Genomic DNA, 23,814 nt, shown 5'->3' on the forward strand with positions numbered 1-23,814 from the left:
ACTCTTTTTAATTTTGTGCTAAAATTAAAAATTATGGAAAATAAACGTGATTATTATGAAGTTTTAGGCATTTCTAAAAATGCCACAGAAAAAGAAATCAAGTCGGCATATAGAAAATTAGCAATGCAATACCACCCAGATAGAAACAAAGCGCCAGATGCTGAAGAAAAATTTAAAGAAGTTTCAGAAGCATACGAAATTTTATCTGATCCTGAAAAAAGACAAAAATATGATAAATTTGGACATTCTGCATTCGATCAAAGTTCATTTGGATATTCAGAAGATGTATTTAACAATTTCTTTAATTCTTTTAGAGATATGTTTTCTGGAGGAGGCTTTGAAGTTGATTCAAGTGACGATTCAGATGATCCTTTTTCAAGTATTTTTGGTTTTGGCTCAAATAGATCTAGAAAGACAAAGGGCAGTGATTTGCAAATGAAATTGTCAATTGATTTTTTAGATTCAATATTTGGAAAAAATGTAACTGTTCAATTAAAGAAATATAGCGAATGTTCACATTGCCATGGTTCAAAAGCAGAAAGTGATAGTGATATTGTTTCATGTCCTCAATGCCATGGTAGTGGTCAAGTTCAACAAAAAATGGGTTTCTTTTCAACAATTAGTCCTTGCAACAAGTGTGGAGGCTTGGGTAAAAGCATTAAAAACACATGCCATGTATGTAGTGGAAAAGGATATGAATATAAATTAGTGAATGAAAATATTCAAATTCCTGGTGGAATTAACAATGGCGAATATATTAAATTGTCAGGATATGGTAATCCTTCTCGTAATGGAGGATCTAATGGAGATTTATATATTATCATTGCTATTAGACCACATAAATTTTATGAAAGATTTAACAATGATATTGTAGTTTCAATGCCTATTTCTGTTTTTTCAATTATTAATGAAGATACCATTAATGTTCCTACACCATACGGAAATAAAGATATAAAATTAAATAAAAACATGAAATTAGATGGAGTAATCACTTTAGATGGCTATGGTTTTCCTATTAAAAATAGTTCTAAAAAAGGCAACTTCATTATCACATTAAAACCTTATATTCCTTCGCTTAACAAAGAAGATAACAAAAAAGTTCAAGAAATATTTAGCAACTATAAAGATGTCGAATTTCAAAAATGAATAAAAGATTTTAATAATTAAATTTAAAAATGCATTTATTAATTTAAATAATTAATTGCATTTTTTTATATTCGAATAATTAAACTTGTATAATATTTAATTATTTTTTACTTTTTAATAAAAATAATAAATCAATGTATCCAAAAGAATATATTCAAAATAGCAAAATTATTTTTCAAAGGAGCAATATGGAAAATAAAATTATGATTGTTGAATCGCCAAATAAAGTTAATACTATTCAAAAGATAGTAGGTGATAACATAAAGGTATTGTCAAGTATTGGCCATATTTTAAAAATGTCAACATCAGGCATTGGAGGATTAGGTATAGATTTTGAAAATTGAGAACCTAAGATGGTAATTGATCCAAGCAAGAGAAAAATTGTATCCGAATTAAAAGAAGCAGCTAAAAATGCTAGTGAAGTTTTAATTGCAACTGACCCGGATCGCGAAGGCGAAGCAATTGCAAATAATTTAGTAAATACTCTAAAAGTGCAAGATAAATATAAAAGAGTAAAATACAATGAAATCACTCCAGATGCCATTAATTATGCAATTGAAAACCCTTTAACAATTGATGAAAATTTAGTAAATGCTCAAAAAGCAAGAAGAATATTAGATAGGATTATTGGTTTTAAATTGTCTCAATTAATCCAAAGAAAAGTAAAAAATACTCCAACTAATCCATCTGCTGGTCGTGTTCAATCTATTGCTTTAAAACTAGTAGTTGATAAAGAAGAAGAAATTGCAAAATTTATTCCAACATTATATTCAAAAATTGAAGCACATACTGCCGACGAACAAATTGCAAATTTCGTATATAGAGATAATTTAGATTTTGTTGGCGAAAATGAATGAATTAAAAGAGAAAAAGTAGATGATATATTAGCTCAATTAAATCAAAATAAATCATTGAAGGTAATAGACTTTAAAAAATCGATTCGTTCAGAGGCAATGGTTGTTCCATTTAAACAATCTATTTTATATAAAGAATCTCAATATAGTTCGGCAACGGTTCAAATTGCTGCACAAAAATTATTTGAAATGGGGTTAATTTCTTATCCTAGAACAGATTCAACTAGACTTTCATCAATATTTATTGAAAAATCCCAAAAATTTATTGCCCAAAAATACGGAAAAGAATATATAGCAACTGAAATAAAAGGATTTTCTGGTGATCAAGATGCCCATGAAGCAATAAGACCAACAGACATTTCACTGCTTGCAACCGAAGCTCAACAAAAATTTAATTTAAGTAACGAAGAAACAAATGTATATAAATTAATCTATGAAAAGACATTAATGGCTTTGATGGCTACACCAAAACGAGAAATATATCAATACGAATTAAAAAATGGCCAATATAATTTCAAAATGTCATATAGTAAAATAATTTTCGATGGATATTATAAAATTTTTGATAAAAAACAAGAATCTATTATTCCTAATTATAAAGTTGGAGATATTATTAAAGTTTTAGAATTTGTTAAATTAGACAAAGAAACTAAGGCTCCTGCAAGATATAATGATGGTTCATTAATTAAGATGCTTGATGATATAAAAGTAGGAAGACCATCAACATTTGCAACGACAGTTAAAATTATAAAAGATAGACTATTTGTTGAAACTAAAAATAATAGTTTATATCCTACAGATTATGGAAAACTAGTTTTAGAAAAATTAATTCAAGGTTTTCCAACTACAATTAATGAAGAATATACAGCAAGCGTTGAAAACCAACTTGATTTAATTTCAGAAGGATTATCAGATTATAAAGTCTTATTGAAAGATTTTTGAAATAATTTTAATTTGCAACTTCAAAATGTAAATGAAACAATGGAAACAGATTTCTTGCCTCAAGAAATTTTGCAAGAAAAATGTCCTCTTTGTGGACATGACTTACTTTATAGATATACTAAATCAAAACACCAAAAATTTATTGGATGTTCTAACTTTTCAAGTTGCAGATATATAAGAAATATCGACAATGAAAAGCCTAAATTTTTTAAAAGAAGATATAATAAATAATTTTTATTTTTAAACATTGCGCAAAATTTTATTCTTGCCTAAATAATAACAAATGTATTAAAAAATTAGATTTTATTATAAATCTAATTTTTTATTATTTATCTTTATTAAGAAATTATTTTAATTTATTCCCGAAATTTTATCAATGATTATAGGATTATAATTTTGGCCCTTGTTATTGCTTCCTAATTTGTATTCTAGGCTAAGTGGTTTTTTGTAATTTTCTCCTTTTGTTGAAATAATAAGATTATATTCATATTTTAAGTTTATTGATACAATACCTACAAATCTATATCTATTTTTTGAACCATCCCATTTTGCTAATCCTTTGAAATTTTTTTGTCATCTACCCGGAACATTTTCGGTGCTGAATTTAAATGTAACATATTCATGGCCCTTAAAAATTTTGTCTTTATTTCTTAAGTCTAAATCGTTAGCATCTGCTCTTCCGGTTTTTGAATAAATATCAATATCGTAAACATTTAATGTTTTATTAATGGTTCCGTATCGTTCATCATCCTTTTTATGATCATTAAATAAATTTTTACATTTATTTTCAAAACTAGTTTGAGCAGTTCTAACAAATGCAGCATCTAATATATCATCAAATGCACTTCACTTTACAGCTGGCCCTTCTAATTCATTTTGTTTATTAATTTCTTCAAGATATTTTGGATCGTTATAATTTGGATTACCATCAGGTTTTAATGGTGCATTACCTTTGTTGTAGAACGTATTATAAAAATCTTCAAAATGATTCATATTCATTTTTTCTAGTTGATCAAAAACTTTTTGATCAACTAAATTATTTCTTAAATTATCAAAAAATTCATTTTTTTCTGTTTGATTATTTTGTGTTGATGTATCACCGAAAAATTTATATGCAACATTCAAAATTCCTTCATATCTCGAAATTAAAGCTTTGTCTAAAAAAATTATTTTGTTAATGCATTCATCTTTTGCTTTATCGTCAGCATTTTTATTAATTAATTCTTTTTCTATTTCGTTTATGAAACCTTGAAAAATTGCCTTTATATCTTTGTTTTTGTTTGAAAGACTACCTGAGGTACCAATGTCTTTGGTATCTAAGAATTTTAACTTTTCTTCAACTTTTTGTTTTTGGGAATTGAATTTTTTAATATTATTTATTATTTTTTCAAACTCGTTTTTAGCAGGTTCTAATTGTTTTTTAGCATTTTCTATATCTTGAATTTTTGAATTTTTATTTATGCTTGAAACACCATTTATTTTATTTTCAATTTTTGTTCTAATTGAATTATATTTTTGATCCTTCAAATCTTTATTAATAAAACTTTGCAATTCATTTTTTATTTGTTCAAATTGAGAAAATTCATTACGTTTCTTTTCTTGAATTTTAGTTTCTATTATTTTTTTAATATCATTTATTTTTTGGGTTGCTTGTTTAATTTCTTCATTTTTTGAAGCATCAGATATATTTTTATAATGATCTAAAATTGTATCTGCTTCTGTAGTTCCTACTTTTTTAGCATCATCAGTTTTTATCAAATCTTCTAATTGTTTTTTGCTGTTGTAAAAATCAGTAATACCTTTTTTTGTAATCTTTGCATTATTTAATTCATCTTGCAACGATTTATTTGCATCTTGAATTTCTTTTTTATTATTAGAAAAAGTTATTGAATTTTTTTCAGCTTTTTTATCTTTTAAGTTTTTAACTATATTTTGATAATTCTTTTTAGTTTGAGGATCATTTTCAATTTGTTTTATGAATTCATCAATGTCTTTTCTTGTTTGTTCTAATTCTTTAAATTTAGCATCTTTATCTTTATTGAATGTTTCTAATTTTTTAGTAATTTCAGTAACTTTGGCATCTAATGAAGATTTAGCAGATTGCATTGAAGCAGTATTGTTTGAAGCAACTGCTTGATTAGCTTTTTGAACTTCTTTTTCTAATTCAGTTTTTGCTTGTTGAATTGTATTATCTTTGTCAGTTAATTTTGCTAATAATGTATTTGCACTAGAAATTGATTTATTTAATTGTTCTTTAGTTGATCTTGCTAAATTATCAGCTTGATCTTTGTCAGTGTTTGCTTTTGCTAAAGCTTGTTTTAATTCAGTGTTTGCTGTTTCAATATCTGATTTGTTTGAAGAATTAGTTACTGAATTTTTAGAATCTCTTTTTGAAGTTAATTCTGAAATTAATGTTGAATAATTTGGATTAGTTTTATTTGTATTTATAAATTCATCAATGTCTTTTCTTGTTTGTTCTAATTCTTTAAATTTAACATCTTTATCTTTATTGAAAGTTTCTAATTTTTTAGTAATTTCAGTAACTTTGGCATCTAATGAAGATTTAGCAGATTGCATTGAAGCAGTATTGTTTGAAGCAACTGCTTGATTAGCTTTTTGAACTTCTTTTTCTAATTCAGTTTTTGCTTGTTGAATTGTATTATCTTTGTCAGTTAATTTTGCTAATAATGTATTTGCACTAGAAATTGAGTTATTTAATTGTTCTTTAGTTGATTTTGCTAAATTATCAGCTTGAGCTTTGTCAGTGTTTGCTTTTGCTAAAGCTTGTTTTAATTCAGTGTTTGCTGTTTCAATATCTGATTTGTTTGAAGAATTAGTTACTGAATTTTTAGAATCTCTTTTTGAAGTTAATTCTGAAATTAATGTTGAATAATTTGGATTAGTTTTATTTGTATTTATAAATTCATCAATGTCTTTTCTTGTTTTTTCTAATTCTTTAAATTTAACATCTTTATCTTTATTGAAAGTTTCTAATTTTTTAGTAATTTCAGTAACTTTGGCATCTAGAGATTCTTTTGCTGATTGCATAGATGTTGGATTATTTAAATTAAGCTCTTGACTTGCACTTTGAATTTCTTGACTTAATTCAGTTTTTGCTTTTTGAATGTCTTTGTCTGAATCAACTAATTTATTTAATAATTGGTTTGCATTAGTAATTGAATCGCTTAATTGTTCTTTAATTGATTTATTTGCTTCATCAATTTGATCTTTTGCTACTTTTGCCTTATCAAGGGCTTGTTTTAATTCGTCATTTGCAGCAATAATTTCTGATTTATTTGAAGATTTAGTTACTGATTTCTTATCATCTTTTGCATTGGTTAAATCCTTAACTAAAGTTGCATAATTTGGATTATTTTTAACGTCATCTGTTAAGAAATTGTCAATATCTTTTCTTGTTTGTTCTAATTCTTTAAATTTAGCATCTTTATCTTTATTGAACTCAGTTAATTGATTTTGAATTTTAGTAACTTTGTCATCTAATGAAGATTTAGCAGATTGCATTGAAGCATTGTCATTTTGGTTAACTGCTTTATTTGCATTGGTAATTTCTGCATTTAATGATTCTTTAGCTTTTACAATTTCACTATCATTATCATTTAATTGAGGCAATAATGTGTTTGCTTTGTCAATTAATGCATTCAATTGTTCTTTAATTGATTTATTTGCTTCATCAACTTGATCTTTTGCTTTATTAGCATCTGCTAATGCTTGTATCAATGCTTCATTTGCAGCAATAATGTCTGATTTATTTGAAGAATTAGTTACTGATTTTTTAGCATCTTTTGCATTGGTTAAATCCTTAACTAAAGTTGCATAATTTGGATTATTTTTAACTTCATCTGTTAAGAAATTTTCAATATTCTTTCTTGTTTGTTCTAATTCATTGAATTTTGCTTCTTTTTCTTGATTGAATTTATTTAAGATTTCTTTATATTCAATAAGTTTAGTATTCAATAAATCATTGGCTGATTCCATTGATTCTTTATCTTTTGAAAGTGATTGTTCTGCTTTAGAAATTTCATTATCTAAATTAGATTTTAAATCAACTATTTTTTGGTCATTGTCAATTAATAACTTTTTAAATTCTTTGGCATTATTTATAGTTTCTTTAAGAGTATCTTTTATATTTTGACCATCTAATTTTTCTTTTTCAAGGCCTGCTTCTTCTTTTGCCTTTATTAAAGCATTTTGTCCAGCTTTTATTTCTTTAATTGTTGAATTTTTATTTATTCCATTTAAACTATTTATTTTATCTAAAGCCTTTTGTTTTATTGATTGATATTTTGCATCATTTAATTTTGTATTAATAAAATCTTGTAAGTCTTTTTTAATATTTTCAAATTCTTGAAGTTCTTGTTGTTTGGTATTTAAAATTTTTGATGTTAAAGAAGAAGTTGCTTTTTCAACTTCAATAATTTTATTTTTTATATCTTCAATTGATGATGTTTCGTTTATATTTGTTTCAATAAAAACTTTTTGTTCTTTTGTAAAATCTACTTCTTTTGTATCTTCTAAATCAAGAACTCTTTTTAATTCTTGTTTTTTTTCATTAAAAATTTTTGATTGTAATTCTCTTTCGGCATTTATTTTATTTAGAAGTTCTTTTTTTGCATTTTCAAGATTTTCATTTGTCTTTTTAATTTTATCTATTGGCAAAGAATCATCTATTTGATTTTCATTTAATGCTTTTTTAGCATCAGAAGAATCGACGTTTTGACCGTCATTTGAATTAATTAAGTTTTGTAAATCTAATCTTAATTTATTTAATTTATTTAATTCTTCTAATCTTTGTTTTTCATCTTTTTGTAGATTTTCTAATATTTTTTTACTAAAAATTTCTATTTCATCAATAAGTTTTGATGTGTTTGAATGATTTTTAAATGCTGTACTATTAAATTTTTTATCTTGTCTTGCAATAAAATCATTTGCTTTCTTTTGACCTTCATTATCTAGTTTCTTAATTAGATTAAGTAATCTAGATTTTGCTTCGTTATACTTTTTCGTGGAGTTATTGCTTATTGAACACATAGCAGCAATGGCTGATGTTGATGCAGCAGCACAAACGATTGAAATTGACATTAAAATGTTTATTCTTTTTTTCATAATTTTTCATTATCCTTTCAAAAGCTATATTTAAATAATATAAATAATAATTATTATTATATTTTAATAGCTAAAGAATTTGAAATTAAACAATTAATTAGTATTTTTTTAAACCATTAAGTGCATTAAATTTGTTTTGCAGAAATATTTTAAATTAAGGAATATTTTTTATCTTTTTGACTACTAAAAATATGTAAAAAATATCGTTTTAATTTTTGAAATAAAAAAATACTTATAAAAGCATAATAAAATAATGGTTTTAATATAAAATTAAGTAAATATGAAAAATCATTCTAATACTAGACGAAAGCATAGATCATTGGCGCCCTTATATTATACCCTTGGTTCAATTGCAGCTGCTGCTACAATTGCGGGGGCTATATATTTTGTAGTAAAAAACGGTAGAAGAGTTAGCAAGCAATATTGAAGTGTAGAAAAATTTTTGCAAATTAGTAAAAATATAAAACTTGATCCGGTTGTAATCAATTCAGCTTCTGCAAAAGAAATTTATGAAAATTTTATTCATGAAAAACAAAAAGTAGATGCGTTAAGAAATAAATATATTAATCAACACCCAGAGTTGAAACCATATTTGAATAATAATACTAGAACGGCATTTGATTTTAAATTTAAAGGTCCTAAAAAGTCCGAAATTAAAAAATTACTAAAAGATATGCCTGAAGAATTTGATGCTCATAATTTCATTTTTTCAAAAATTTTAACAAATCAAACATTTACTGAAATGAAATTCTTAAAAATGAGATTTTCTAATTTGGAATTAGACACATCTGACAAAGAATCAAATAAACTAAAAGTAACATATGAAGTTTATTTGAATTATGAATATGCAACGGGAAGCTTCGAACTTAATAACGTTAAGGGTACTTCACAATCTAAATATTATTTTAAAGGAAATCAAACTGTCAAGGTAATTAGTGATTCTGAAAAGTGAAATTTGAATTCTAAATTTGCTAATAATCTAGAAAAAAATTTAGACGATGCTAGAAAGATTATAAGAATTGGAATAGTTAAGAATGATCCAAAGTGAACACAATCAAATGAATTTAGAGAAATGATTTTCAAATGATTTAAAAGAATTTTTATAGAAAATGATGCCTTTCCTGACACATATAGCAAAGATGAATATGAAATAATGCCTTTTAATGAAACAAGTAGTGGTGATGATTATGTTAGATGAAATCCTAAGAAAGGATTAAATAATCTAACAATTAAGTTTTTTTATGTGAATAAAAAAAATCCAGATATTAAATCGCCCGGTAGGATTAAGATTTTTACTATATTAAAGGTTTAGAATGGAAACAATTAATAAAGATCTAGAGGCAAAATTAAAAACGTTTCAAAAGCAAAATTATAAATTGCAAAAAATTTGTCAATATTTTAAAATAGATTTAAAAAAACTTAATTTAAATGAATTTTTAGATTTTAATAAAAATAGTGAAAACCCTTTATTGGATTTAAAACAAATCAAACAAATTATTGCAGAAAATCAAGGTGATTCCAATATCCTTGAAGTTTTAAACATGATTAAAGAACTAGAAAGTATTAATAAAGAAAAAACTACAAATGATGAAACTTATAAACAAGATCAAATTTTAAAAAAAATTTTAAGTAATTTAGAGTAATGTGTCTATAATTAGTATTAATTTAGTTATATGCATCAACACGTCACAAATGTAAAGAAAGTAGGTTATTATGAAAACACAAAAGCGTATTAATATTGCAATTGATGGACCTTCTGGTGTTGGCAAAACTATTATGTCAACAATGCTAGCAAAAACATTAGGTTATAAATTTTTAAGTAGTGGTAGTTTTTATAGAGTTGTTGCCTACAATGCATTACAAAATAGACTAGATTTAAATGATGAAGAATCTATTAATAATGCATGAAATATAGAAGATATTCATGTAACAGAAGACGATAAAATTATTTTTAGAGGTCAAGATGTTAGTAAATTAATTAGGCAAGAAGAAGTTTCTATGGCCGCATCAGCAATAGCAAAATTTCCCTTAATAAGGGCAAAGGTTAATAAGTTTATTCAATCATTTGGTCTTAAACACAAAGGAATTATTGTTGATGGTAGAGATGCAACATATAGAATCTTACCGCAGGCAGAGGTTAAATTCTTTTTGTGAGCTACACCTGAAGTAAGAGCAAATAGAAGAGTTGCCCAAGATTTAGAATTGGGTTTGAAGGCCGACTATAATGAAGTATTAGAAGATATAAAAATAAGAGATTATAATGACACAAACAGAAAATTTGATCCATTAAAAATTAGCGAAGGCAGCATTGTTATTGACACTTCAAATATGAGCATTCAAGAAAATTTTGACGTAATGTATAAAGAAGTGCGAAAGAGGCTTGATGATGAGAAATAATATTGTTGCAATAATTGGAAAACCTAATGTCGGTAAAAGTACCTTATTTAATAAAATCATAAACAAAAGAAAATCCATTGTTTATGATACGCCCGGGGTTACTAGAGATAGATTATATGAGGATGCAATTTGAACTGGCAAAAAATTTAGAGTAGTTGATACAGGTGGTATAACTATTGAAGATGAAGATTTTAAAAAGCAAATTAAACTTCAAGCACAAATAGCTATTGATGAAGCAAATGTAATTGTTTTTTTAATAGATGGTAAAGAACCGCTTACAGTTGAAGATTATTATGTTGCTAGTTTATTAAGAAAAAGCAATAAACATGTTTTGTTGGCAGTAAATAAACTTGAAGGTTCAAACGTTAATTATTATGATAATTCAATTTACTCGCTTGGTTTTGATGAAATATTTCCAATTTCAGCAATTCATGGTGATGGAATTGGAAACTTGTTGGATAAAATCATAGAAAAATTAAATTTTAGTGATAAAGATGTTGAATCATATTTTAAATTGGCATTGCTTGGAAAAACCAATGTTGGTAAAAGTACATTGCTTAATACTTTGGCTAATGAAGAACGTTCAATTGTTAGCAATGTCGAAGGTACAACGCGAGACTCTGTTTCGTCTCTAATAAAAATTAATGGTGAAATCTTTGAGGTCGTAGATACAGCAGGTATTAAAAGAAAAAGCAAACTAACTGAAAGTGTTGAACATTATGCTTTAATGAGAGCAAATCAATCAATTGAAGATGCAAATTTATGTCTATTGGTTTTAGATGCAACTGAAGAAGTTAGCCATTTTTCTCAAAATGTAATCGGCATAGCCTATGAATTAAAAAAACCATTAATTTTGATTGTAAATAAATGAGATTTAATTGAAAAAGATACAAACACAATGGAAAAATATAAAAAAGACTTGTTGAAAAAAGTTAAATTTGTTGATTGATCTCCTATTGTGTTTATATCAGCCAAAGATAATTTAAGAATAAATAAACTAAGAGATACTATTATTCAAGTCAAGAATAATATTTCAAGAAAAATCAATACAAATCAATTAAATGACTTAATGGCTACTGCTCAAATGATAAGACCTGCTTCATCAATAAACGGCAGAAGATTATCCATTACATTTGCAAGACAAATAGATGGATCAATTCCAACATTTTTATTGTTTGTAAATAATGTTGATTTAGCCCATTTCACTTATCTAAGATATATTGAAAATCAAATAAGAGAAAATTATGATTTCTCTGGAACTCCTATAGAGCTAGTTTTAAGAAATAAAAACAAAAAAGAAGAGAGAGAATAACAATGGCAAATATTTCGATTTTTGGAAGTGGCGCTATGGGTACTGCTGTGGCAACTATCTTAGCAAATAATGGTCATAATATTACAATATATGGCATAGATGATAGTGAGTTAAATGATCTAAAAAATGGTAGAAATACAAAATATTTTGAAGATGTAAATTTACCAAAATTTAAAGTTACAAAAGATAAAAAACAAGCGGTTGAAGATTGCAATTATATAGTTTTTGCAATTCCAACTAAGGCTTTGCCTGAAACATATAAAGAAGTAATTAAATTAATAAAAAAACAAGTCATAATAATAAATGTATCTAAAGGCTTTTGAAAAGATTCAAATAAATCTTGCCACGAAATAATGAAACAAGAAGCCCAAACCAATTCATTAATAAGTGGTGTAGTTTCATTAATTGGGCCATCTTTTGCAATAGACATAATTAATAAAAATATAACTGCCGTTGACGCTGTTTCTAATAATGATAAACTAAATAAAAAAGTCCAAAAATTATTTTCAAATGATTATTTTAGAGTTTATACGCAAAAAGATGTGGCAGGAGCAGAATCAGGATCAATTTTTAAGAATATTTTAGCGATTGCTAGCGGTATGGTTGCTGGGCTTGGATATAGCACAAATAGCCAAATAGCCTTAATCACTCGAGGATTTAATGAACTAAAAAAATTTGTTTTAGCTCGTGGGGGTAAGCTGAAAACGATTTTTGGATTGTCGTGCCTGGGTGATTTAATGCTAACAGCATTGTCGGATAAATCACGAAATTACACATTTGGAAAAAATTTTTATAACAAAAATTTTGATAGTTCAAAATTAACAGTGGAAGGTCTTAGATCAATAGAAATTGTTTACGATGAATATATAAAAACAAAACTATTGGATTTGCCTATTGTAAATTCACTTTATCAAATAATATACAAGAATGCTAACCCTAATGAAATAATAATTAATTTAATGAAAAGAAAGCTAAAATCAGAATAACATAAGGAATAACAATGAACAAGAAAGAACTACTAAGTAAAACTAGCAATGAAACAGGATTTGCACATGTATTAATCGAATCTGCATTTGATGAAATAATCAGAATAATTGCCGACGAAATAGAGGCAGGAAGAGAAGTTACAATTTCGGGATTTGGAAACTTTTCTTCTAAATTTATAAAAGGCAAGGAAAAGGTTCACAACATTACTAAAGAAATTATTAATGTTCCAGATAGATTGGATCCACGTTTCAAATTCTCAACAGCTTTTAAAAAACGTATTAACAGCAAAAATTAATTTAAACGCCCTTTATATGGCGTTTTTATTTTAAAATGTTCAAAAAATCTAATATTCCAGGAAAAATAAGCTTTATTTCTTTACCTAATGATTTTATTGTCTCGAAAAAAATATATGATTTTTTTTCTTCAAATAGGCATTTTTTAAAATTAGCATGTTCAATCAATAAAAACTCGTTTTGAAATTTAAAATAAATTATTCAAAACGCAATTCCTTGATGCAATACAACTTTATTTAAATATTCAATTTGATGTTTTTTAATATTCTTTTTTTCAAAATTTTTTTGTTCAGTGCTTTTAACTTCAAATGCTAAAAATCTTCCTTTTCAAACTCCATAATAATCTACTGTGCTTTTTGAATAGATACTTGCATCGTTTAAAAGCAATTTATTTTTTTCTAATTTAACATTTTTAAATTTAATATCCAAATTTTTTTTATGAATTAAAGCAATTCCATTTTTAAAATAATACTCGTTAGTGTTATTTATTATAGATTCTAAAAGCATACCTCTATTATTTTTATTTTTCATATAAAAATTACAACATATTTATGCCTTGATTTTTTCGCTATTTTTTCGCTTTTAAGTCTTTATATGTTTCGAAGTTTTTAAAATAAATATTTTTTGATTTTAATAAATATTCAACTAAGTCAAATGCCATAATCATTGCCAAAACATCATTATGGCAATATCTTTTCAATTGAGCTTCTTTGACTGTCCATTCATTATCTCTTATTTTGTTTAAGGCCCTTAGTGTCGCTATTTGTAAGGCCATTCCACCATTTTTTACATCAAGTTCGTGATATGGAAAAATTTTATGTTTTAAATTTAATTTATTTTCATTTACAAAAAGCTCAATCTTTTTTATTGAATAAACATTTTTTATTTGTCCTAAATTTACAATAGAGCTTTTTATATTGCAATCCATTGCTGGTCTAAAAAATAAATTTTCTATATCAATAATCTTGCTTAATATAAATTGAGATTTTTCTTTTAAAATGTCAAATTCATTTTGGCTAATAAATCCATCATCTTTGTAATATTCCAAAATTTCTTGCATTTCTTTTATTCTAGATGCTTCATATGTGTCGTTATATACGACATAATAATCTGCTTTCTCATCATATAAATCATTTATTACTTTCATAATTGTTTTGTAGTTGTAATTTAAAGGGTCATAAACAAAATCATTTGAACTATATATTTCACCGTTTTGAGTTTTTATTATAGATGTTTGACTTATTAATTGATTTCATGCTAGAGAGTGGTTAATCATTGGAACGGGCAAGGTAACGCCTTCGAAATCAAACCAAACTATTTTTTTATTAAATTCTTTTAATAATAAATATTCAGGGCATTTATCCTTGTTTAAAATATCGGGTGAAATTGAAATTAAATTGTTTTCATAAAAATCTAAAATTTCTTTGGTTTCAATTGAATTATCAGTTAATGATTTAACTTTTAATTTTAATAATTCCTTTTGACAAATAATGTATTTAGGAATAACCTTTTTAACTAATAATTGGTAGAATTTGATTCCTAAATTTAAATTATCTTTTAAGTCATCCATTGTTATATTGCAATCTAGTTCGTGTATTTCTTTATTACTATCAAAGTTTTCAACAATTTTTAAGAAATCAGAAAAATTGCAAGTGTATTTACTTATCTTGCTTTTTGCATCGTTATCTTCAATTTCAAAACGACTATTAAAATTAAATGCATTATTTAAATTTAATTCATTTTTTACATAATCAATTATTTTGTCATTTTTTATTTTTTTATTATCTTCATTAAGCAGAGGATTTTTATCAAAAATAGCATTAATTTCAGTTTCTGATAAATTCTTTTTTTTATCAAATGTTGCTTTTGATTTTTTATAATTGCAATATTCAGTTTTTATTATTTTTAATTCATTTTTTTTCGAGTTTTTTCTTGTTTGATATCAAGGTTTCACAATGAAAATTTTATTGATTTCGATCCCTGAGGATGAAAGAACGGAATAATCATAATATGCTCTTAATAAATCCTTTAGGCTAGTTTTTGATGAATATACAATATTTCCCATTTCTTTAGTTTTACTATCGTAGTAAAAAGGCTTTGATATGCATTTTTTATATTCAAAAACAGGATTTATTATTAGCGAATTTTGCATTAAAAATTCTTTTGTTTGTAAAATTTTTTCATCGGTTGAAGATTTTTTAGAAATTATATTTACTTTATTTGAAGAATTTTTTGTTAAAAAATTTATAATTTGTTCCTCGACAAGGGCTATTCCACTATCAACCATTTGAAATTGAAAAAAATTATCCAATATTTTGTTAAATAATTCTAGTTTACCATCTGAATTAATTTTTTCAAACAGTGTTGAATCATTTTGCATATCCTGTTGAATTTTTTTTATTTTTTCGATAGTATTTAGCTTTAAAAAGTCTTTGTTTTTAGTAGAGTTATTTTCAAAGTATTGATTAAAATTTTTGTCAAGAATGTTTTCAATATCATCATTTGCAAATTCCAACATTTCATAACCGTTGTCTTCTTGGTTGTCGCTTTCGTAAACCTCACTAAAATCATTCAATAATTCTTCTTCTCAATTATTAAAGGCAAAGTAAGGTCTGGCGGTATTTAGAATCAAAAAATTTTTATAATTAAAGTATTTAGGCTTGTTCATATTCGGGAACAGCCTTTCCTTGATCTACTCAATATAAATATAAATTTTTCCATTCTTCTTGGTTATTACATTCAAGGAATTTTAATAAATCTTGGTCAATTTGTTCATTTCATTTTGGACTTATTCCAATTTGAGTGTATTTCTTATATCATTGCATACAATAATTAATATCATCTTGGACTTGTTCGTTGTTTAAGATATATGTTCAATTCTTTATTATTCTTTTAGTTATGTCTACGTCGTTTGGATTTAAATAATCTTCTTCTTTTAAAAAACAAGCAACGATACTAAATGAAGTTGCTCCAATCAAGTATGTGTATAATTGAGCTTGCTTTATATAGCCAGGATTAACTCCATATTTTATTCAATTTTCATAATTTTTTTCCCCGACAGTTTTAATTTCGATAATTAAATGTCTTTCGGGACTATAGCCATCAGGCAACCCTCCAAATAGCTCGTTATCTTTAAAATAATCATAATTATATTGATTGGCTTCATATCTAAGCAATTTGGAATTTAATTTTTTTTCAATAATTTTTACTATTTTTGGTTCTAATGCAATACCTGCATCAACATATTTCCTGTTCAATATTGGTTTTCTAAAACCGCATATATTACAAAATGCTTCAAATTGGCTGTCAAATGAGCTCAATCCCATTATAGCTCCCAACGCCGAACCGGTCATTTTTTTAAATCCTCCAAAAGTACCAGGTTTTTTTTCTTGCATAGATTTTAAGATTTTTGGATCTACTATTAAAGTCTTATTTTTATAATCCAAAGTGTAATTTTTATTGTTAAAAAATGTTCTTTTAGGAATTATTATTTTTTTTTCCATATTATTGCCCTTCTTAATTAATTACTATTAATGTAATGAATATTTAAATTATATATTTTCAATAGTTAAAAACTAACAAAATGGGAAAAAATAGTGAAAATATAGTTTTATCAAAAAAAATAAACAATTAATGTTTAATTTAAAGTAAATAAAAAATGTTTTTTTTATTAATGTTCTAACACTTAAAATTTAATTAGTATATAATTTTTTTTGTAAATAATGAAAAGAGGAATGATGAAAAAATACACTAAAATTTTATTAACATTAGGAGCTATTTCTACTTCTATTGTTGCTGTTCCATTAGTAGCAGCAGGATGCAATGATCCAAAGAATAAGAAAAACCCAAACAATAATGATCAAAGTCAAGATAGCCAAATTGAGTTTCAAGAAGGCTTGGGGTTAAAAATTGCAAAAATTGCCAAAGATCAAGAAAATGTTAAAGTTGATGAATTTGTAAAAGAAGCAAAGAGTGCAAAGACTCTAGATCAAATAAAAGCATTATTTACTAAATATAAAATTGCTTATGATTTAAGTGAAATTCCAGATGAAGCAAAATATGAAGTTGCTGCTGGTACACACGGTCATGCCGATGAAGGACTAGTACACTTAGATATTATTCAAACAGTGAATGAAAAGCAAAATAATAATAGATTTGAAATTAAAGGTTTTAAAATGGAAACTGTTGAAGACACAGTCCAATTGGGAGGATATAAGTTATCAACAAAAATCCTAGATAATAAAAAAGATTTTTCTTTGCAAGAAATAAAGAAACAAATTATTGACGCTCAAGAAAAAGGCTTTAATTCTTTACTTGAAAAATTAAAAGAATTTGTTAATATTGAAGTTGATGAAAATAATAAAACGAAACAATTTGAATTTAATAAAGAAAAGATTGAATTAATTAGTCAATCTGGTCAAATTGTTTTTAAAGGAATTTCTATTATTGATATTAGTAAAAAAGTAAATGAAGTCGGATATAAAACCGAAAGCAAAACTGATTTTATAATTCAAGGCTTGAACAAAGTTGAATAATTAGTTTATAATTAAGGCAATAATGAAAAACAATATTTTAATTTTATTTAAGCACATTATTGTTTACTTTTTTGTCTTGTTTGTCATTGTTAGTATTATCTTTTTTGTTATTAACTCATTGATTGAACCACAGATAAAAAAGAATATTGCAGTTTATTCACAGATAAATTCAAGCCCATGAATTAGATATGGCGAATTTTTGAATAATTTGTTTTCATTTAGAGGTGGCAAGATTTATTCAAAAGAGCTTGCAGCAACTAATTTGTCAATAATTACATTGTATTTTATGCAATTTAAATGAACAATCTTATTTACTGTAATTATTTTTATTTTTTCTTTGATTATTGGAAATTTACTAGGAATTTGAAGTGCATATAAATTTAATAAAGCACCCGATTTTGTCGTAAATATAATTGTTAGTGCTTTAGCTACAATACCTTTAATAGTTCTTGCAATATTAGCATTAGGAACATCAATTTTTCTAGGATATCCAAGTCAATTTATAAATAATGGAAGTTTAACTTTTACCTCTATAATTACACCAATTATTATTACGGCATTTGGCACAATTAGTTTATTTCATGCAAGATCAAGAAAAATAACAAAAGAAACTCTTTCTTCTAATTATTATTTGTTTGGTATTTCACTAGGAAATTCAAAAACTAAATTATTTAAACAAAACATTATTAAAAATTTAATTATTGCTGAATTACAAGTCATTTTGCCTTTTTATATATTGCTTTTTAGTACTTCATTAATAATTGAGAGAATTTTTTCAATACCAGGACAAAGTATTTTTATTTCTTATGTATTTACAAAAGCAGAATTAAATTGCATAATGTTTTATTTTAGTTTTAATTTTTTTGCTTTATTGATTGCTAGATTCATAAATGAAATAATTCTAAATTATTTGAATCCTGCTCAAGCTATTGAAAAGCGTATAAGATGGATTAAAAGAAAAAGGTTAGATTATGAATGAACTAGATAATAAAAAAGAACTTTTTCAATTTGCTAAAAAAAGACAACAAATTCACAATTACCCTATATTTCAAAGCGAAACAAAATTATTTTGGAAGAGATTCTTTAATAAAAAGAGCAACATCGTAATATTTAGTTTTTTATTAGCATTCATTTTACTAACATTAATATTGCTATGTTTTGTAAAATTTTCTCCAATACATTCGATTGATAATAAAAGCGATTTTGTCAATAATTTACCTCCCTATTATTCTCAAATTATTACAAGAAATTTTGAAAGAGGATATCAACTTGATTTGATAAGATCTATTGAAAATCAAGAGTCAATTAGGGCTGCTAAATTAGGTATTAAACCAATATTTAGAATCTTGTATGATTCAGCAAGAGATAGCGGGGGAAGTTTAACTGTAAATACTGATATTGTTGCTTTAACATATAATCCCTACGATTTAATAAAGGCAATAAATTTGAATCAAAATTCAATAAATATCAATATCTTAAATAAAGTTTTACTCGGAACAACAGAAAGCGGAATTGATATTTATTCAAGGATATTTTGTGCATTTGCATTAACAACCTCAATTATATTATTGGCAATATTTATTAATATTTTTATTGGGTTTTCTCTAGCAGCATTTTATGTTTTTAATCGTTACAAATGATATGGAATTGTTATCGATAAAATTGCTGTTACACTTAATGCAATACCTGAAATAATTTGAATATTTTTGTTGTGTATATTTTTGGGAACAAATTGATATGGTATTCTAATTGCTTTCATATTGATTAGTTGAATAAGTTTTTATGAGCTTTCAAAAAACGAAATTCTTAATTTAATTCAAAAAGAATACATAAAAGCAGCTAAAATAATAGGTTTAAATAATTTTCAAATTACTTATAGACATTTATTTAAAAATGTCCTACCTTCATTAATTATTTTAATTGCTGATCGTCTTGCAATAAATATTCTAATTGTTGCATCTCTTGCCTTTCTAGATTTCTTAACTGCTGAAAGTAATTTAAACATAGGAACAATTTTTAAAGAAGCATTATCTTCAATAAAAGTAAATCCTCAATACTTGATAATTGTTGCTGTTTATATTACTATATTCTGTATTTTACTTAAACTTTTTTCAATAGGTCTTTCAATGACATATGATCCTAAGATTTCTAAAAATTATTAATAGAATTTAATTAGTTTTATAAAATTATTGTTATATATCGCTAATTATTTAATAATATAACGAAGCTAGATTTCTATAAGGAGTTTGAATTAGTTATGTTGAATTTTATTTATAAAAACGATTGTAAAATCATATTTGGAAAAGATTCAATTCAAAATTTAGAAGAAGAATTGAAATCTTTAAAAGTAAAGAAAATTTTAATTGTTTATAGTGGAAAATATATTTTTGAACTAAAAATATATGACGAAATAATTAAGGCATGCAAAAAATTAAATATAGAATTTATTGAAAATGGTAATGTTGTTCCTAACCCAAGAATTGAATTAGTAAGAAAATTAGTATTAGAAACAAAGGCTCAAAATGTTGATTTTATACTTGCCATCGGTGGCGGTTCGGTAATCGACACCGCCAAAGCAATAGCAGTTGGAGCGAAAAGCGATGTTGATGTTTGGAAATTTTATACATATGAAGATAAACCAAATTGCGCATTACCTATCGGAGTTATTTCGACAATTGCATCTAGCGGTTCCGAATCGTCAAATTGCTCAATTTTGTCAAATGAGAATCACAAACTTGGCATAGAATATGATTTTATTATTCCAAAATTTGCAATAATTGATCCTTGATATACAAAAAGTCTCCCTATGTATCAAATTTCATGTGGCATATCTGATATTAGTTCTCATCTAATTGAAAGATATTATACAAATATAGAACATGTTGATGCAACAGATTACATGATTGAAGGACTTTTAAAGGCATTGATGATAAATGCTAAATTATTAATGGAAGATCCAAATGATATGAATGCAAGGTCAGAAGTATTTTTAATTTCTATTTTTGCACACAATAATATGTTAGATTCTGGTAGAGTTGCTGATTGAGCTTCGCATAGAATTGAACATGAATTAAGCAATTTTTATGGCATAACTCATGGTGAAGGTATGGCGATTGTCATGGTTGCATATGCAAAATATATGGCAATTGAAAAACCTAAAAAATTAGCTCAATTAGCCGAAAGAGTTTTTAATGTTGACAAGGGTTTGAGCCAAAAAGAAAAGGCTAATTTATTGTCAAAAAAATTAGATGAATTTTATAGAACAATAAAAATGAGAACTAGATTATCAGAATTAGGAGTAAGTTGCGAAAAGTTTCGTGAAATGGCATTAAGTGCAACTAAAAACGACAGTCAAACCATTGGTCATTATAAACCCCTTTTATCAAAAGAAATAATTGAAATTCTAAAGATTGCAAAGTAATAATTAATTTTTTTTATTTTATAAAAAAACATGCCTTTTTTTAAAGCATGTTTTATTTTTTTACTATTGAAGTTAAAACTTTTTCTACAATATACTCTTCATCATTTTTTTCAAGGTTGCAAAATTTATTTAATGCAATGTTATATTTAGCAATTTTTTCATGAGATAATGCCTCATAAGATTCAATTAGTATTGAATTATTTCTATCGTAGTTCAGGCTTTCAATGTTTCCAATATTTGATATTGAAATAATAGAACTATTTAACCTTCTAGCAATAAGCTCTGCTATTCTAAGATCAGATCCTGCTGCTATAATATTTGTTGTTTGACTAATTTTTCTAATGTAATATGGGCCATCTTCAAATTCAACTTTTGAAGTATCCTTTATTTCTTTAATTTCTTTATTTTCTAAATAAATTATTGATGACTTTTTTGTGTGATTAAAATGAAATTCAAATGCTCCTTTTAATTCATTGAAATCGCAAGGCCTCAATAAATTTATATGGTCATATGAATATAATATTTTAAGCTCATTGCTTAGGCTAAAATTATTTCTATTATTGATTAATAGTATAAGAATTTTTGCATTTGAATATTTTAAGACTTGTAATGTTGGCAATAAATAACCTAAATAATTAATATCTACAATAACAATTGCTTCTATGCTTGAATGCAAACCTAATCCCATTGCCATATTAATCATTGTAAATTCTCTATTGCCTAAGAAAATTCCTCTTCCAAGATTGTTACTTGCAAAAATCCCATTTAACGATTTAATATTTTGAAAATAAGAAATATTATTTGATAATACTAGTAAATTTTTGTATTTATCACATAAATTATTTATTATTTTTAAAGCATTTTCAATGTATGTTTTTTCTTTAAATTCTTCAACATCGTTAATATTTTCACGAATATTGTTTTTTAAAAAGATTTGCAAATTATTTGAATTACTAAATGTTTTTATTTTGTTTTCTATTTTTTGCAATCTGTTTTCATAAAACTCAACAACCTCAGAATACAAATCACTCAAATTTGTTTTTTGAAAAGAGGTTTTGTCTTTGAATTCTTCTAATTTTTCATGAGTTATTGAATTATCAAAGTTCTTTTTAAATAATTGTTCGCTTTGAGGACTTAAAATTTTAATAAACACAGGTTGATTAATTTTTTGTGCTTTTTTTATTGCTTTTATTATTGAACGACATTGACCATTTGACACTTCAATGTATTTGAAATTCATCGACTCAACTTTTTTTGCTATATTTTCTGGATTAATACTTTTACTATCTACTGTGTATTCAATTTCATTTGCATCATAGATAACAATTAATTGCCTTAAATTATGAGTTCCAGCATATGCTAGTGCTTCTTGAGTAGATCCTTCTTGAAGTTCACGTTCAGTTACATATCAATAAGTAAAGTGATTAATATTCTTATCTAACCTATTTAAATAATTTTGAGCGATTGTGTTTCCTAATGCAAAACCGCCTGATATTCCTAAAAATATTTCGCCGCTTTTAATTCAATCTAATGTTCAATTCGAATATGAAATGTTTTGATTTCTATTGCTTATTAAGTTAAGGTATTCATTTTCACTAATTAAACTATATAATCTCAAAATTTCATAAAAAAGTGGCAATATGTTGGGATTAAAAAAAACAAATCTATCCCTATTGACATCAGAATTATTTTTTCTATTTATATTGAAAAAATAGCCAAAAATAGCATGAAATATTTTTGCCCCACTCATGATTGAAGAAAAATCACTATATTTTCAACTAAATGCCATATTTAAGGAATTGATTTTTATATTGTCAATAGCTATTTGATCAATTTTTTTATTTTTCATCTTCATAACCTTGGAATATTAAATTAATATTGTTTGGTTTGGCATTTATTAATGAAAAAACTTTATGTTCAATCTTAAATATTAGTTTTTTTGTTTCATATGCAAAACTAGTTTTGTTTATTAATTTGTAACTTAGATTAATAAAAACATTTGTTTTAGTGCGATTTGGTTTAATTTCTATTTTTCCAATTAATTTTATATTTTTATTTGAACTAAAAATATTGTTTAATTCTTCATATATTGCATCTTGTTCAACAAAATAACGAAAGTTCATTTTTGTATTAACTTCAATTGCTCACATATTTTACGCTCTTCCAGTGTATTTACCAGTTTCGGTTGAAATAGTAACTATTTCACCTTCTTTTATAAATAATGGTGTTTCAACAACATAGCCGGTTTCTAGAGTAACCTTTTTTTGTGCTGCTTGAGCTGTGTTGCCTTTAACTGCATCTGGTGCTTCGACAACTTTTAAATTTACATTGGCAGGTAATTCAATGTCTAAAACCTCATTTTGAAATTTTCTTACTATTACCTTTTGTCCTTCTTTAAGAAAGTTTAATTCTCAATTAAGATGTTCCGAAGGTATTTCAATTTGTTCAAAAGTTTCTTGATCCATTAAAACTACAACGTCTCCTGCATTGTATAGATAATCCATATTTGATTTTTCAATCATTGCTGGTTCAACTTTTTCGCCACCAGTAAATGACTTAATTGTTGTTGAACCTGTTCTTAGATCTTTAACTTTTGCTTTAACATTTGCTTGGCCGCGGCCTTGTTTTGAATGCGCTGCTTCAAGCACTACATAAATATTGCCTTCTAATTTAAATGTAACTCCTGGTTTTAAATCGTTAACATTTATCATAACGTACTCCTTTAAATTTAATTAATAAGGTATTTAATCTATAAACTTAATAAATATAAATTATAATTAATTTATGGAATTTTACGTTTATT

19 protein-coding genes are annotated in these 23,814 nt (G+C 25.3%); 12 read left to right on the forward strand and 7 right to left on the reverse strand.

Going from position 1 to position 23,814, the window contains the following annotated elements:
• The first annotated feature begins 33 nt into the window (after positions 1 to 33).
• Positions 34 to 1,167, forward strand: a complete 1,134-nt coding sequence (gene dnaJ, locus MHO_RS00935) for a molecular chaperone DnaJ (RefSeq protein ID WP_012855439.1) — start codon at positions 34 to 36, stop codon at positions 1,165 to 1,167.
• Positions 1,168 to 1,334: 167 nt separating this feature from the next.
• Positions 1,335 to 3,173 carry a type I DNA topoisomerase gene (gene topA / locus MHO_RS00940; RefSeq protein ID WP_012855440.1) on the forward strand — a complete coding sequence of 613 codons (1,839 nt, stop codon included), beginning with the start codon at positions 1,335 to 1,337 and terminating at the stop codon, positions 3,171 to 3,173.
• 120 nt (positions 3,174 to 3,293) lie between these two features.
• On the opposite strand, the gene MHO_RS00945 is transcribed toward topA, so the two are convergent.
• Positions 3,294 to 8,066 (reverse strand): Lmp3 protein, encoded by a 4,773-nt coding sequence (locus tag MHO_RS00945; RefSeq protein WP_012855441.1) that lies wholly within the window; start codon positions 8,064 to 8,066, stop codon positions 3,294 to 3,296.
• Between the two features lie 280 nt (positions 8,067 to 8,346).
• Between MHO_RS00945 and MHO_RS05320 the strand changes: the two genes are divergently transcribed.
• From MHO_RS05320 to MHO_RS00975, 6 genes are all read left to right on the forward strand, one after another.
• The gene (locus MHO_RS05320) at positions 8,347 to 9,378 is read left to right on the forward strand and encodes a hypothetical protein (protein ID WP_012855442.1); all 1,032 of its coding nucleotides are present in this window, start codon (positions 8,347 to 8,349) and stop codon (positions 9,376 to 9,378) included.
• Position 9,379: 1 nt separating this feature from the next.
• Positions 9,380 to 9,709 carry a hypothetical protein gene (locus MHO_RS00955; protein ID WP_012855443.1) on the forward strand — a complete coding sequence of 110 codons (330 nt, stop codon included), beginning with the start codon at positions 9,380 to 9,382 and terminating at the stop codon, positions 9,707 to 9,709.
• Positions 9,710 to 9,779: 70 nt separating this feature from the next.
• Positions 9,780 to 10,463, forward strand: coding sequence for a (d)CMP kinase (cmk, locus tag MHO_RS00960; RefSeq protein ID WP_012855444.1), 684 nt, complete (start codon positions 9,780 to 9,782; stop codon positions 10,461 to 10,463).
• Complete coding sequence (gene der, locus MHO_RS05325; RefSeq protein ID WP_012855445.1) at positions 10,450 to 11,775, forward strand: ribosome biogenesis GTPase Der; 1,326 nt, start codon at positions 10,450 to 10,452, stop codon at positions 11,773 to 11,775. Before cmk ends, der begins: the two co-directional genes overlap by 14 nt.
• 2 nt (positions 11,776 to 11,777) lie before the next feature.
• Positions 11,778 to 12,761, forward strand: a complete 984-nt coding sequence (locus MHO_RS05330) for an NAD(P)H-dependent glycerol-3-phosphate dehydrogenase (RefSeq protein WP_012855446.1) — start codon at positions 11,778 to 11,780, stop codon at positions 12,759 to 12,761.
• Between the two features lie 14 nt (positions 12,762 to 12,775).
• Complete coding sequence (locus tag MHO_RS00975; protein WP_020002655.1) at positions 12,776 to 13,057, forward strand: HU family DNA-binding protein; 282 nt, start codon at positions 12,776 to 12,778, stop codon at positions 13,055 to 13,057.
• 25 nt (positions 13,058 to 13,082) lie between these two features.
• Here the strand turns inward: MHO_RS00975 and recU are convergent, their stop codons facing one another.
• Genes recU through MHO_RS05340 form a run of 3 tightly spaced genes read right to left on the reverse strand, consistent with a single transcriptional unit; the run spans position 13,083 to position 16,558 of the window.
• Entirely contained in the window at positions 13,083 to 13,586 is a 504-nt protein-coding gene (gene recU, locus MHO_RS00980; protein ID WP_012855447.1) for a Holliday junction resolvase RecU, read from the reverse strand.
• Positions 13,587 to 13,623: 37 nt separating this feature from the next.
• A complete protein-coding gene (locus MHO_RS05335; RefSeq protein ID WP_012855448.1) occupies positions 13,624 to 15,723 on the reverse strand; it encodes a UU173 family protein in 2,100 nt (699 codons plus the stop codon).
• Positions 15,710 to 16,558 (reverse strand): MAGa7180 family putative nuclease, encoded by an 849-nt coding sequence (locus MHO_RS05340; protein ID WP_012855449.1) that lies wholly within the window; start codon positions 16,556 to 16,558, stop codon positions 15,710 to 15,712. Before MHO_RS05340 ends, MHO_RS05335 begins: the two co-directional genes overlap by 14 nt.
• Before the next feature lie 234 nt (positions 16,559 to 16,792).
• Here MHO_RS05340 and MHO_RS00995 point away from each other — a divergent pair, with 234 nt between their 5' ends.
• From MHO_RS00995 to MHO_RS01010, 4 genes are all read left to right on the forward strand, one after another.
• Positions 16,793 to 17,590 (forward strand): variable surface lipoprotein, encoded by a 798-nt coding sequence (locus MHO_RS00995; protein WP_012855450.1) that lies wholly within the window; start codon positions 16,793 to 16,795, stop codon positions 17,588 to 17,590.
• Between the two features lie 22 nt (positions 17,591 to 17,612).
• A complete protein-coding gene (locus MHO_RS01000; protein WP_012855451.1) occupies positions 17,613 to 18,578 on the forward strand; it encodes an ABC transporter permease subunit in 966 nt (321 codons plus the stop codon).
• On the forward strand, positions 18,562 to 19,752 hold the full coding sequence (locus tag MHO_RS05345) for an ABC transporter permease subunit (RefSeq protein WP_012855452.1): 1,191 nt from the start codon (positions 18,562 to 18,564) through the stop codon (positions 19,750 to 19,752). The genes MHO_RS01000 and MHO_RS05345 overlap by 17 nt, the downstream gene beginning before the upstream one ends.
• Before the next feature lie 95 nt (positions 19,753 to 19,847).
• Positions 19,848 to 21,011, forward strand: coding sequence for an iron-containing alcohol dehydrogenase (locus tag MHO_RS01010; protein WP_012855453.1), 1,164 nt, complete (start codon positions 19,848 to 19,850; stop codon positions 21,009 to 21,011).
• 52 nt (positions 21,012 to 21,063) lie between these two features.
• Here MHO_RS01010 and MHO_RS01015 read toward each other — a convergent pair whose 3' ends face one another.
• Genes MHO_RS01015 through efp form a run of 3 tightly spaced genes read right to left on the reverse strand, consistent with a single transcriptional unit; the run spans position 21,064 to position 23,722 of the window.
• Complete coding sequence (locus tag MHO_RS01015; protein WP_012855454.1) at positions 21,064 to 22,860, reverse strand: transketolase family protein; 1,797 nt, start codon at positions 22,858 to 22,860, stop codon at positions 21,064 to 21,066.
• Complete coding sequence (locus MHO_RS01020; RefSeq protein WP_012855455.1) at positions 22,850 to 23,161, reverse strand: MMB_0454 family protein; 312 nt, start codon at positions 23,159 to 23,161, stop codon at positions 22,850 to 22,852. The genes MHO_RS01015 and MHO_RS01020 overlap by 11 nt, the downstream gene beginning before the upstream one ends.
• Before the next feature lie 3 nt (positions 23,162 to 23,164).
• Positions 23,165 to 23,722 (reverse strand): elongation factor P, encoded by a 558-nt coding sequence (efp, locus tag MHO_RS01025; RefSeq protein ID WP_012855456.1) that lies wholly within the window; start codon positions 23,720 to 23,722, stop codon positions 23,165 to 23,167.
• Positions 23,723 to 23,814: the final 92 nt, after the last annotated feature.

The sequence above is a fragment of the Metamycoplasma hominis ATCC 23114 genome (assembly GCF_000085865.1).
Classification (GTDB): Bacteria; Bacillota_I; Bacilli_A; order Mycoplasmatales; family Metamycoplasmataceae; genus Metamycoplasma; species Metamycoplasma hominis.